This is a genomic window from Methylobacterium sp. B1, assembly GCF_000333255.1.
Taxonomy (GTDB): domain Bacteria; phylum Pseudomonadota; class Alphaproteobacteria; order Rhizobiales; family Beijerinckiaceae; genus Methylobacterium; species Methylobacterium fujisawaense.
In genome coordinates this window covers 1-13360 of the sequence record NZ_BACT01000149.1, presented here as the reverse complement: position 1 = coordinate 13360, position 13360 = coordinate 1, and the positions used below count along the sequence as shown (strand labels likewise).

The 13360-nt window shown below is 67.7% G+C and carries 8 protein-coding genes and 1 pseudogene; 4 read left to right on the top strand and 5 right to left on the bottom strand.

The features are described 5' to 3' along the window. Positions 1-673: ABC transporter substrate-binding protein (locus I53_RS04270; RefSeq protein WP_051044663.1), on the bottom strand; the 673-nt coding region annotated here is incomplete at its 3' end. 406 nt (positions 674-1079) lie between these two features. On the opposite strand from I53_RS04270, the gene I53_RS04265 reads away from it, so the two are divergent. Genes I53_RS04265 through I53_RS32965 form a run of 3 tightly spaced genes read left to right on the top strand, consistent with a single transcriptional unit; the run spans position 1080 to position 3935 of the window. Beyond that, positions 1080-2300: a monooxygenase gene (locus I53_RS04265; protein ID WP_043347036.1), complete on the top strand. Its 1221-nt coding sequence runs from the start codon at positions 1080-1082 to the stop codon at positions 2298-2300. Between the two features lie 13 nt (positions 2301-2313). Beyond that, positions 2314-3678 (top strand): LLM class flavin-dependent oxidoreductase, encoded by a 1365-nt coding sequence (locus I53_RS04260; protein ID WP_043347031.1) that lies wholly within the window; start codon positions 2314-2316, stop codon positions 3676-3678. A 44-nt stretch (positions 3679-3722) separates the two neighbouring features. Beyond that, the gene (locus I53_RS32965) at positions 3723-3935 is read left to right on the top strand and encodes a hypothetical protein (RefSeq protein ID WP_139231603.1); all 213 of its coding nucleotides are present in this window, start codon (positions 3723-3725) and stop codon (positions 3933-3935) included. Positions 3936-4265: 330 nt separating this feature from the next. Here I53_RS32965 and fghA read toward each other — a convergent pair whose 3' ends face one another. Both fghA and I53_RS04245 read right to left on the bottom strand, forming a co-directional pair. Then, positions 4266-5099: an S-formylglutathione hydrolase gene (gene fghA / locus I53_RS04250; protein ID WP_043347027.1), complete on the bottom strand. Its 834-nt coding sequence runs from the start codon at positions 5097-5099 to the stop codon at positions 4266-4268. A 131-nt stretch (positions 5100-5230) separates the two neighbouring features. Beyond that, positions 5231-6364: pseudogene (locus I53_RS04245) on the bottom strand (S-(hydroxymethyl)glutathione dehydrogenase/class III alcohol dehydrogenase); the annotation flags it as partial. Between the two features lie 751 nt (positions 6365-7115). Between I53_RS04245 and I53_RS04240 the strand changes: the two are divergent. Next, the gene (locus I53_RS04240; RefSeq protein ID WP_051044662.1) at positions 7116-9770 is read left to right on the top strand and encodes an MHYT domain-containing protein; all 2655 of its coding nucleotides are present in this window, start codon (positions 7116-7118) and stop codon (positions 9768-9770) included. A 240-nt stretch (positions 9771-10010) separates the two neighbouring features. On the opposite strand, the gene I53_RS04235 is transcribed toward I53_RS04240, so the two are convergent. Both I53_RS04235 and I53_RS04230 read right to left on the bottom strand, forming a co-directional pair. Beyond that, on the bottom strand, positions 10011-12083 hold the full coding sequence (locus I53_RS04235; RefSeq protein ID WP_043347025.1) for a response regulator: 2073 nt from the start codon (positions 12081-12083) through the stop codon (positions 10011-10013). Then, positions 12080-13360 (bottom strand): response regulator (locus I53_RS04230; RefSeq protein ID WP_043347023.1); only part of this gene is annotated, 1281 nt, incomplete at its 5' end. The genes I53_RS04235 and I53_RS04230, both read right to left, overlap by 4 nt.

Here is a 13360-nt window from a genome sequence, read left to right as displayed (position 1 = left end):
AGGTATACCGGTGATAGCTCGTGAGCCCGCTGCCGTCGGCGATGACCCGCACAGGGCGCTTCGCCGCCGCGAAGGCCAGGAACGGATCCCAGATCGACCATGCATCGAGGCGGCCCTGCTCGAAGGCCACGGCCCCTTCCGGCGCCTGAAGATAGGCGGGCGTGATATCGCCGAGCGTGAGGCCGTCGCGCTTCAGCGCGGCGGCGAGCACGTAATGGCTGCCCGAGCCGCGCGAGACGCCGACCGTCTTGCCCTTCAGATCGGCGATGGTGCGGATCGGCGACTCGTCCGGCACGATGATCGCCTCGGCCGAAGGCGCCCCCCGCTCCCGGGCGTAGAAGGTGAGGGGCGCCTTGGCCGATTGGGTGAAGATCGGCACCGCATCGGCCACGTCGGCATGGATATCGACCGCGCCGGCATTCATCGGCTCGATCACGCTGGTGAACAGGTGCCAGGTCGGCGTGAAGCCCAGCGGAGCGAGCCGCTCGGCCAGCGTGCCCTTCACCTTGAGCACGGTGAACAGCACCGACGAGCGCTGCATGCTGATCTTCACCTCGCGCGGCGCCGCGTGCACGGCAGGGGCACCGAGCGCGACGGCGGCCGCGCCGCCGAGTCCGGTGCGCAGGAGCGAGCGGCGGGAGGGCGCGATCCGCCAGAGGGTCTCGTCGGTCATCGAAGGCTCACAACGCGGCAGGGAAAAGAAGAGGCCGGCCCCGTATTGAAAGCCGCCCGGGGGCGCCGGATCAATGAAACGTGTTTTCGATTTGCCGTTGCAGCATGGCAGACCGTTCCTCGACGGGCGATCGGAAAAGTATTCTTTCACTGTCGACGCCCGAAAGTTCGGAATTCGGCGCCGACGATCGATCTTTGTCGGATCATCCACGAATCATGGGCCCGAAGAGGCAGCCTTTTCTCTCTGGGACGTTGAAGAAAATGAAAATCTCCGAAGCGTCTTCCTTGCAAGACCGAGTTTCCAAAAACGGATAGTGCAAGACCATTCGGCTTGAGATCCGGGAACAACTCACCGATTCCAGGGGCATCGCTGTCGGGCCGTCGGCCGGAATCGGGAAGTCGTGTTCATGTCTCAGACGGAAGCGGGCTGGGGTGCGGGGCCGAGCGGGCGCTACGAGGAACTCGCGGACCGGTTTCGGCCGGTCTTCGCCGAGATCCGCGCCACGGCGGTCGAGCGGGATCGGTCCCGCCGACTGCCCCATGCCGAGATCGGTTGGCTGCGGGAGGCCAACTTCACCACGCTGCGCCTCGCGCCGTCCGAGGGCGGCCACGGCGCCAGCCTGTCGGAACTGTTCGCTCTGCTGATCGAGCTGTCGAGCGCCGATTCCAACGTCACCAATGCGTTGCGGGCGCATTTCGGCTTCACCGAGGATGCGCTCTGCTCGTCCTCGCCCGAATGGCGCGCGGCCTGGATCGGCCGGATCGGCGCGGGCGAGACGATCGGCAGCGGCGTCTCGGAGACGGGCCCCGCCAAGGTCGGCGCATTCGACACGGTGGTGCGCCAGCGTGACGGTGTCCGCGTTGTCGACGGCCGGAAGTTCTACACGACCGGCTCGCTGTTCGCGGACTACATCCACCTCTCGGCGGATGACGAGGCGGGCGGCCCGGTGACGGCGGCGGTGCCGGTGCGCGCGCCGGGGGTGACCATCGTCGACGACTGGGACGGGTTCGGGCAGTCGCTCACAGCCAGCGGCACCGCGACCTTCGAAGGCGTGGTGCTCGCCCCCGACCTGATCAAGCCTGATCCGGCCCGTTTCCCCTATGCGATGGCGTTCTTCCAGCTGGTTCATCTCGCGACGCTCGCCGGGATCGGCCGGGCGGCGGCTGACGACGTGGCACGGCTCGTGGCCGCGCGGACCCGCGTCTACAGCCACGGCAATGCCGGGCGGACGGCTGACGACCCGCAGATCCAGGCGGTGGTGGGGCGCGTGCGTGCCAACGCCTATGCGGCGGGCGCGATCGTCCTGAAGGTCGCGGAGGCCCTCCAGAGGGTCCACGACGCGCACCGGGCCGGATCGCCGGACGTGGAGCGTCAGGCGACGCTCGCCGATGTCGAGGTCAACCAAGCGGTCAGCGTGGTGACCGACCTGATCTTGAGCGCGACGACGAGCCTGTTCGACGCGCTGGGCGCCTCGGCGGTGAAGGTCGGGAACGGGCTCGACCGCTACTGGCGCAACGCCCGCACCATCGCCTCCCACAACCCGCGGATCTACCGGGACCGCTCCGTCGGCGCCTTCGCGATTTCCGGGGAAGCGCCGCCCCGGCAATACCGGGTCGGCTCGGCGTGAGGGGGCGACGGGTATGGCACGCCGCGACCGCATGCGCCTGGGCGCGTTCCTGTATCCCGGCGGCCACCACGTCGCCGCGTGGCGGCATCCGTCGTCCCAGCCCGATGCCGGGATCAACGCCCCCCATTACCGGCAGATCGCCCGGACCGCGGAGGCCGCGAAGTTCGATCTGCTCTTCCTCGCGGACGGCGTCAGCATTCGCGGGGACGATCTCGACGCCCTGAGCCGCACGGCGATCCGCTATGTCGGCCAGTTCGAGCCCCTGACGCTGCTGTCCCACCTGTCGGCGGTCACCGAGCGCATCGGGCTCGTGGCGACCGCCTCCACGACCTACAACGAGCCGTTCCATGTCGCGCGGAAGTTTGCCTCGCTCGATCACCTGAGCGGCGGCCGGGCGGGCTGGAACCTCGTCACCTCCGCCGATCCGCGCGAGGCTTGGAACTTCAGCCGCGAGAGCCATCTCGCCCACGCCAACCGCTACGCCCGAGCGGAGGAATTCGTGGACGTCGTCCGCGGCCTCTGGGATTCCTACGCGGACGACGCCTTCGTGCGCGACCGCGAGACCGGCCGCTTCTTCGACCCGGACAAGCTAGGCCTGCTCGCGCACGCGGGCGCGCATTTCTCGGTGAGGGGGCCGCTCAACGTCCCCCGGCCGCCGCAGGGGCATCCCGTGGTGGTTCAGGCCGGCTCTTCGGAGGCGGGCAAAGCCCTCGCCGCCCGCACCGCCGAAGTGATCTTCACCGCCCAGCAGACCCTGGAGGACGCGGTGGATTTCTACGGCGACGTGAAGCATCGGATGGCACGCCACGGCCGCAACCCCGACCACCTCAAGATCATGCCGGGCGCCTTCCCCGTCGTGGGCCGGACGGAGGCCGAGGCGCAGGACAAATTCGCGTCCCTGCAGGAGCTGATTCATCCGGTGGTCGGCCGCGCGCTCTTGCAGCAGCTCATCGGCGCCGATCTCTCCGCCTACCCGGACGATGCCCTCGTGCCGGATCTTCCGGAGACCGACGGCGGCAAGAGCCGTCAGGATCTCTTCCTCCGTCTCGCCCGCCGCGAAGGGCTGACGATCCGCGCATTGTACCTGCGGGCCGCCAGCGCCCGTGGACATTGGACGATCGTCGGCACGCCGGCGCAGATCGCGGACGCCCTGCAGGAGCGCTTCGAGGCTTATGGCGCGGATGGCTTCAACATCATGCCGCCGACCCTGCCCGGAGGCCTCGACGATTTCGTTTCCCTGGTGATCCCCGAACTGCGCCGAAGGGGCCTGTTCCGGGAGGCATACGAGGGGACGACCCTGCGGGAGAATCTCGGCCTGCCGCGTCCCGCCGACCCGTTCTCCACGCTGCACGCCGCGTCCGACCGGGGAGCGGCATGACCGTGCCCCGGCCGCAAGCGCCTTCGACTTCGGATCGCACGGCCATGCCCGACGACGACACCGATATCCCCGCCCGGCGGCGCTTTCTGAAGGGCGGTGTCGCCGCCGTTGCCGGTTTGGTGGCCGGACACCTGATTGATCAGGGCGACCGTTGGGTTCGCAACGACGAGGTCCCGAGATGTCCGGGCGCGCCGCCGGGATCCTGTCCTGACAGACGTCGCGCCAGTCGGTCGGCCTGGTTCCGGTCAGGGACGTGAAGCGGATCGATCTCGCCCCGGAACCGTGCCGGCTTCGGGGGACGTTTCCGCCCCTCGCCGTTCAGCCGAATGGAGCGCAAACCCGGATGCCCGGTCTTGCGGGCTTCGGCGATCCGGCGTGCGTTGGTCTGGCCGGAAGTCAAACGTCCGCCTTGCAGAGGGCGCGCTGCACAAGCGGACGAGCTCCAACCGATCCATGTCGGGCATGCGGAAAACCGCCTGGGCTTCCCGAAAGCGGGGGGATCGAGCCTCCGCGGGCGCCCAGGACGGCGTCTTCCACCCGAGGTCGGGAAGCATCGCTTCCCGACTGGGCCGAGGGTGCTGACAAACTTACTTCAGGCGCGCGGCAGCCCAGGCTATGTGGTCGGCCATGAAGGTCGAGATGAAGAAGTAGGAGTGGTCGTAGCCCTCGCGCATGTTCAGCGTCAGCGCGATGCCGGCCTTCTTGCAGGCCTCCTCAAGCAGCCAGGGGCGCAGACCGTCCTGAAGGAAGCTGTCGGCGGTGCCCTGATCCACCAGGATCTCGGGGAAGCGCTTGCCGTCCTCGATCAGCGCGGTGGCGTCGTGGGCGCGCCAGGCGGCCGGGTCGGACCCGAGGTACTTCTCGAAGGCAGGCTTCGACCAGCCGGCCGTGGACGGCTGTGCGATCGGCGCGAATGCGGAGCAGGACTTAAAGCGCTCCGGGTAGGTCAGCGCGATGGTGAGCGCTCCGTGGCCGCCCATGGAATGGCCGAAGATACCCTGGCGCGACAGATCGGCGGGGAATTCCCGCGCGATCAGGGCCGGCAACTCCTCAGTCACGTAGCTCCACATCTTGTAGTTCTTCGCATAGGGCGCCTCGGTGGCGTCCAGATAGAAACCGGCACCGGAGCCGAACTGCCAGTTGCCCTCTTCGTCCGGGATCCCGGGACCGCGCGGGCTGGTATCCGGAGCCACGACGATCACACCATGATCGGCTGCCGCCTTGCGATACTCACCCTTGTCCATGACGTTGGCGTGCGTGCAGGTCAGCCCGGACAGGTACCACAGCACCGGGACTGGTCCCTTCTCGGCCTGGGGTGGTACGAACACCGCGAAGGTCATCGGGCATCCGGTGGTCTGCGCGTCATGCTTGTAGACGCCCTGCGTGCCGCCGTGGGCGCGGGCCTTCGAGACGGTTTCCATCAGCTGTGATCTCCTGCTCGGGCGCCTAGAGCCCCCGCTCGGGGGCCGGATCCCGGGCTCGGGAATGCGGGGGCGTTCGTGGGGCTCCCCGACCTCGCAGGCGGGGGGAACCCCGGATCTGTCTTCCTTAGTAGAACACCCCGGATGGGATCGACTTTGCCTTCGTGCATGAGGTTGATACCGTGGTTGATCTCCTCCAGCGGCATGGTGTGGGTGATCAGATCGTCGATGTTGATCTTACCCTCCATGTACCAGTCGACGATCTTCGGCACGTCCGTGCGTCCGCGCGCGCCGCCGAACGCCGAACCCTTCCAGACGCGGCCGGTGACGAGCTGGAACGGACGGGTCGAGATCTCGCGGCCGGCTTCCGCCACGCCGATGACGATCGACTCGCCCCAGCCGCGATGGCAGCACTCGAGGGCCTGGCGCATCACGTGGACGTTGCCGGTGCAGTCGAAGGAGAAATCGGCGCCGCCGCCGGTGAGATCGACGATGGCCTGAACCACCTTGTCGGTGCCGACCTCGTTCGGATTGATGAAGTCGGTCATGCCGAATTTGCGGGCCATGGCCTGCTTCTCCGGGTTGATGTCGACGCCGATGATCTTGTCGGCACCGACCATCCGGGCAGCCTGGAGCACGTTGAGGCCGATGCCGCCGAGACCGAACACCACCACGTTGGCGCCCGGCCAGACCTTGGCGGTGTAGATCACTGCGCCGATCCCGGTGGTCACGCCGCAGCCGATGTAGCAGATCTTGTCGAAGGGGGCGTCTTCGCGGATCTTGGCCAGCGCGATGGCGGGCAGGACCGTGAAGTTCGAGAAGGTCGAGCAGCCCATGTAGTGGAATACGGTGCTCGAACCGCCCGGGCTGCCGCCGGTCGAGACGCAGGAGAAGCGGCTCGTGCCGTCCGGCATCACGCCCTGGCCCTGGGTCGCCCGGATCGCGGTGCACAGGTTGGTGCGCTGGGACAGGCAGGACTTACAGTTGCGGCATTCCGGCGTGTAGAGCGGGATGACATGGTCTCCGGGCTTCAGCGTGGTGACGCCGGCGCCGACCTCGCGGACGATGCCCGCGCCCTCATGGCCGAGGATCGCCGGGAACTTGCCCTCGGAATCGAGGCCCGACAGCGTGTAGGCGTCGGTGTGGCAGATCCCGGTGGCCATCAGCTCGACGAGAACCTCGCCGGCCTTGGGCCCCTCGATGTCGATGGTCTCGATCGTGAGAGGCTTCTTGGCCTCCCACGCGACAGCCGCGCGCGTCTTCATCACAAGTTCCTGTTGTCTGGACGATCACGGACGGCGCCGAACTGCCGACTCTTCGGTGCGCCTCGCTCATGGGCTGCGCACCGAACGGTCCGGAAATCTGGTGCGTGTGTGATGCTTCTGGCGCTCGGATGCAACGTCTGCGTCCGCATTTTGACCCTGGCGTCCCGGTTCCCGCAGATCCGGGGAATGGGTCCCATCCGCATCCTGCATGGCGCGCGCCGACTGCGACGGTTGCACCAAGTCCGACGCCGACGGGACCAGACGGCTTGGCCGAAATCGACCCGTGGCTGTCCCCGACTCCGCTCGGCCATGCCCACGGTGCTGACGGGATCCGGACGCGCGCTGATCGGCGATCCTGCCCTAGGACGATATGGGCACGACCGTCGCCCGGAGTCGCACGCGTCACGCGCCGCGTGAATCTCCTGTCCGCGTCGGTGCATGAGCGGTGCCCGTCACGGTCCGCCAGCGTGGGCGGGCCCAGCTACATGCCTGAGCCGCTGTCCGCAGCGTGATCGAAAGCCACGTGAGCCGACCCCGATCTCTCATCCCCGGAATGGGATTCGGGCTCGCGGGAGGCCTGAGCCGACCTCTTCACCGCGGTCGTCGCGCGACAATGCCACGCTATCGGCGTCCCGCGCGGGCGGATACCGAAGCCAAACGCATCGGTGAGTGGACACGCTCCGTCGCCGCCCGCAGATTCGTCCGCCCTCCCAGGCGCCCGACGCCCGACCTCTCCCTGATCGATCCTCGTATGATCCATACCGGCTACAGCCCGGCCCTTGTGGCGCTCTCCATCGTGATCGCGGTGTTCGCATCCTATGCGGCGCTCGACCTCGGAGCGCGCATCCGCCAGCCCGATTCCGGTCCGCGCTGGGCCTGGGCCGCAGCCGCCGCGTTCGCCATGGGCGGTGGCATCTGGGCCATGCATTTCGTCGGAATGCTTGCCTTCGAGATGGGCATGCCGGCGCGGTACGACCTCGGCACGACCGTCCTGTCGCTGTTGATCGCTGTGGGCAGCACGGCCGCGGCCTTTGCCTGGGTGGCGCGGGAAGGCATCGCCACCGCGCCGCTGCTCGTCGCGGGCTCGGCGATGGGCCTCGGCGTGGCGGCCATGCACTATACCGGCATGGCCGCGATGCGGGTCCCTGGGAACCTGGCCTACGACCCGCGCATCGTCGCCGTGTCGGTCGCCATCGCCGTCACCGCATCGACCGCCGCCCTGTGGCTCACCTTCCGTCGCAACCGCCCCTGGCAGAGGCTCATGGCCGCCGGCGTCATGGGGCTGGCGGTCGCCGGCATGCACTACACCGGCATGGCCGCCGCGACCTTCACAGCCGAGGAGGCCGGTGCTCACCCGGCCCACACGGCCATCCTGTCCACCGGCCAGCAGGATCTCGCCCTGGCGGTGGCCGGTATCACCTTCGTCGTCCTGTTCCTGGCGATGATGGCGGGTTCGTTCGACCAGCGGCGCACCCAGCGGCGCCTACACGTCAGCGAAGCGCGCTTCCGCTCCGCGGTCCGGGCCGTCGATGGCGTGATGTGGACGACGAACGCTGCCGGCGACTTCATCGAGGAGCAGCCGGGCTGGGAGCAGATCACGGGCCATACCTTCGCTGAGTATCGCGGTCGCGGCTGGGCGAAAGCGATCCACCCGGAGGATTTCCCCGAGACGTTCCGGATCTGGCAGGAGGCGTCCCGGACGGGCGGTGCCTACGCCGTGGAACACCGCGTCCGCGCATCGGATGGCAGCTGGCGGCACTACGCGGTGCGCGCCGTGCCCGTGCGGGATGCGGACGGGGCGATCCGCGAATGGGTCGGCGTCCACGCGGATGTCAGCGCCCGTCACGCCCACGAGGCCGCCCTGCGGGATGCCCGGGATGCGGCCGAGGCCGCCAACCGCGCCAAGAGCGCGTTCCTCGCCAACATGAGCCACGAGCTGCGCACGCCGCTCTCGGCGGTCATCGGCTACGCCGAGATGCTTCAGGAGGAGGCGGAGGATCTCGGGCAGGACACGTTCCAGGCCGATCTCGGAAAGATCCGCTCGAACGCCCAGCACCTTCTCGGGCTGATCAACGACGTCCTCGACCTCTCGAAGGTCGAGGCCGAGAAGATGGACGTCCTGGCCGAGGACGTCGCCGTCGAGGCCTTCGTGCGAGACGCCGCCGCGACCGTCGAGGGTCTCGTGGCCAAGAAGGGCAATCGCCTCGTCCTCGACCTTGCTCCGGACCTTGGCCATGCACAGACCGACGCGGTGAAACTGCGCCAGTGCCTGTTCAATCTGCTCGGCAACGCCGCCAAGTTCACCGAGGGTGGGACCGTGACGTTGCGGGTCCGGCGCGAGCCCGGACCCCACGGTGACCGGCTGACCTTCGCCGTGTCGGATACCGGCATCGGCATGACGCCCGAGCAGCTCGCCGGGCTGTTCCAGAGGTTCGTGCAGGCCGACGAATCGACGACGCGCAAGTACGGCGGCACGGGACTGGGCTTGGCACTGACCAAGGCCTTCGCCAATCTGATGGGCGGCGACGTCTCCGCGGACAGCGCCGAAGGTCGGGGCACGACCTTCACCCTCGCACTGCCGGCGACCATGCCCGGGCCCGAGATCGCGGATGGGCATCCTCCGGCCCTTCACGGGGGCACGGCGGACGGCACGCGCGGTCTGGTCCTGGTCGTCGACGACGAGTCAAGCCAGCGCGAGCTGATGATCCGCTTCCTGGCCCGCCAGGGCTTTGCGGCCCAGGCTGCGGTCGACGGACGGTCGGGTCTCGAACTCGCACGCCAGTTGCAGCCCGTCGCGGTGCTGCTCGACGTGATGATGCCGGAGATGGACGGCTGGGCCGTGCTGGCCGCGCTGAAGCGCGACGACGCCACCCGCGACATCCCGGTGATCATGGTCAGCTTCGTGGCCGATGCCGCACTCGGGGCCGCGCTCGGGGCGGCCGGTTCGCTTCCGAAGCCGGTGGACTGGAGCCGCCTGAAGGGGGTGCTCGACCGGATCGGCGCGGGCGCGGGCGACGTGCTGGTGGTGGATGACGACGCCGAGATGCGGCGCCGGCTCCGCACCGTGCTGGGGCGCCAGGGGTTTGCGGTTCGGGAGGCCGGCGACGGGGCCGAGGCCCTGGCCAGCGTGCGCGCGGCGCGCCCGGGGCTCGTGCTCCTCGACCTGACCATGCCGGTGATGGACGGCTTCGCATTCCTGCGCGCCCTGCGGGCAATGCCAGGCGGCGACGAAGTTCCGGTGGTCGTCCTGAGTGCCCGCGACGTCTCGGAGGAAGAGCGTCATGATCTGTCTGCCGCCGACCGGATCTTGCGCAAGGGTGACGCCAGCTTGCAGGACGTTGCCGCGGAAGTCGGCCGGCTCGGCCGACTGAACCCGTCCATCCCGGTGCGTGCGACGGACGGCTGATCGACAGGCCGCGCGTCCATCCCTCGACAACCGGCGTCGCCCGGGTGACGTTCGCACGCACCGTCTTGGGGCACCGCTGGCCGTCTTACCGGGAACCCGAACGCCGGCAGCCCTGTGCCGATACGCGGGGACGGCGGATCTCCACAGATCCCGGGAATCTCTGCCGGGCAAAATCGCCGCGCCTGTCTGCGATCGGCACGCGTTCCGCTGTCGATTCTCTCGGGCGCGATCGAGAAAGCTTCACCCCCGCGCGTTGCCAAGCAGCTCCCGCAGGTTGTCAATCAAGTCGTCCGCACGGAATGGTTTCTGCAGCAAGGGGAAGTCATTGGCATCCTGACCTTCCCGAAGGTAACCGGAGGCCAGCAGGATCTGCATGTGTGGCCATTGCTGCCGGATGATGTGTCCGAGCTCGATGCCGTTCATCGCGCCGGGCATGTTCACGTCGCTGAAAACGAGGCAGATATTCGCCTCCCTCCGCAGAACGTGCAGAGCCTCGCTGGCATCATGCGCACTGAGCACCTCGAACGCGAGGGCCTCGAGGGTCGAGACAACGGTCGAGCGAACATCGGCGTCGTCCTCGACGACAAGCACGGCCCTACCGGCACCATTCATCGGATTCGGCGGCTCGTTCGTCGCACCCGCAGCGCATTCTTCCGATCTGGGACTTCCTTCAGCGAGCACGGGCATCGTGACGAGGAAACGGGTGCCTTGATGCGGCGTGCTGTCGACAACGATGGTCCCGCCGCTCTGCTGCACGAAGCCGTAGACCATGCTCAGACCGAGGCCCGTGCCTTTGCCGACCTCCTTCGTCGTGAAGAAGGGTTCGAAGACGCGCGCCAGAACATCAGGTGACATCCCCGTGCCCGAGTCGGCGACCGTGATCTCTACGAAACGCACGTCCTCGACCCCCTCCGGCCCAGTGGGGTCGCGGCGCCTGATGCGGATGTCCAAGGTCCCTCCGTCCGGCATCGCGTCCCGGGCATTCACCGCGAGGTTGATGAGAGCGGCCTCGAACTGAGCGTGATCGACACAGACTTCCGGCAGTCCCGCCTCCAGATCCGCGGAGATCGTGATCCGCTCGCCGAGCGTGCGCTCCAGAAGCTTGATCAGGCCAGGAATGAAGTTCGCGAAGGTCAGCGCCTTCGGCTGGAGAGGGGAGCGTCGCGAGAAGGCCAGCAGCCGGCTGGTGAGTTCCGCACAACGATGGGCCCCCTCGATAGCGCTCTCGATGCGGCGGTGCGCCTTCTCATTGCCCAGCAACGCGCCCTTGACCAAGTCGAGATTGCCGATGACGATGCTCAACATGTTGTTGAAATCGTGCGCGATCCCGCCGGTTAGGCGGCCCACCGCCTCGAGCTTCGAAGCGTGCTGCAAGTTGAGTTCAAGTTCCTTGCGCTCCGTCACGTCGAACCACATCCCGAAGAGTTCGACCGCCGTGCCGCTCTCATCACGGTTCACCGCGATCTGGTCGAGGATGTGCCGCTCCAAGCCATCCGCGTTGCGCCAGCGATACTCCAGAGCCACCTCGCCGGTCTCGAGGACCGCGCGCAGCGCCGCCGACACGCGCTCACGGTCGTCTGCTTCGAGGCGGGAGTTCCAGAGGCCGGAGGTGGCGAAGGCCTCGCGCGAGAAGCCCGTGATGCGCGCGATGCTGTCGTTGGTGAAGTAGAGGCGTCGGTCGGCGACGCCGATCGGTGAGGTGTAGAGGGCGATGGGAAGGCCGCGCAGGACAGCGGCCTGATGCTCTTCCCGCCTGCGCAGCGCCTGCTCGGCTTCCAGTTTCTCACCGCGTACGCGAAGGTTCTCCAGGAGCAGACGCTTCTCGGCGGTCGCGTTGCGCTTGATCTCTTCGGTCTTGCGGTACAGATCAACGAAGACATCGACCTTCGACTTCAGCACCAAAGGCTGGATCGGCTTGAAGACATAGTCGACCGCGCCTGCGGAGTAACCGCGGAAGATGTGGATGTCGTCCTTGTTGTGGGCCGTGAGGAACAGGATCGGGACACGGGATGTGCGCGAGCGGCTGCGGATGAGGGCGGCCACCTCGTAGCCGTCCATGCGCGGCATCTGTACGTCGAGCAGAATGAGGGCGAAGTCCTCCCGGAGGGCCCGGCGTAGGGCTTCCTCCGGCGAGTTCGCTAGAATCAAGTCGGTCTCGGGATCGGCTAGAATCTCGGAGGCGGCAAGCAGATTACGCTGGTCGTCATCGACGATCAGGATCTTGGCTCGGACCGGGGCCAGCTCGGTGGGTAAGCCGAGCTGTCCTGCGGTATCGTCCGGACCAGCCGGATGGGGATCCAGTCGGCGGCTCATCGGGGTTGCCGCTCGAAGTCTCTCGCTTCCGCGCGTAGCGGCGGCACACCGTCGGCGATCTCGCCCCGTCGTGCCAACTGCACCCGCAGCACGGCCAGAAGCTCGTCCATGTCGATCGGCTTCGAGACGTAATCCGACGCGCCCGCCTCGAGGCACTTCTCGCGGTCGCCCTTCATGGCCTTCGCGGTCACGGCGATCAGCGGCAGGGTTCGGAATGCGCCCTGAACCCGGATCGCACGCATCGTCTCGTAGCCGTCCATTCCTGGCATCATGATGTCGATCAACATCGCGTCGATGTTCGGATGGGATTCGAGCAGCGCGATGCCGTCGTGCCCGCTCTCCGCGAACAGAACCTCAAGCCCGTGCTGCTCCAGGGCGCTCGTGAGCGAGAAGATGTTACGCAGGTCGTCGTCGATCAGGATGACCCGGCAGCCCTGGAGAGACACGCCGTCACTGCGATCGCCGAGACCCTGCTCGTCGGCCGGGGCGCTGGCGATGGCCCGATGCAGGAACAGGGCGGTCTCGTCGAGGAGTCGCTCGGACGAGCGCGTGTCCTTGATGATGATCGTCGAGGCGGTCTGCCTCAGTTGCTGCTCCTCGGCGGGCGTGAGCGCCCGACCGGTATAGACGATGATCGGCAGTTCCTCCCCGTCCTGCGAGGCGCGGATCTGCTCGATCAGCTCGGAACCACCGATATCGGGCAAGCCGAGATCGATGATCGCACAATCGAACCGGCCGCCGGTCAGGGCTTCCAGTGCGGCCGACGCCGTGCCGACCCCGAAAATCTTGACGTCCTCCTCGCTCAGGAGCGCCGTGATGCTGGCGCGCTGGTTCTCGTCGTCCTCGACGAGCAGAAGGTTGCGGACGGGCCGCGTGATGAAATCCTTCGAGAGCTCCAGGGCCCGCAGCAGGCCCTCGCGCTCCACGGGCTTCTCCAGAAAGCCGAACGCGCCGGCGCGCAGGCCGCGCTTCTTCTCGTCGTTGACGGAGATGACGTGGATCGGGATGTGGCGGGTGCGGGAGTTGTTCTTCAGGAGGTCGAGCAGGGCCCAGCCGTCCATGTCGGGCAGGCCGATATCGAGGGTGATGGCGTGCGGCTTGAAGCGGTGGGCGAGGCTCAGCGCGCCGGCACCGTCTTGCGCGATCAAGCCTTTGAACCCGCGTTCGCGCGCAAGCTCCAGCAGCACCGAGGCGAACATCGCGTCGTCCTCGACGATGAGCACGATGTGATCCCCCGGGTGGATGGCATGGNCGTCGTCCGCGGCGGCCGAAAGGGC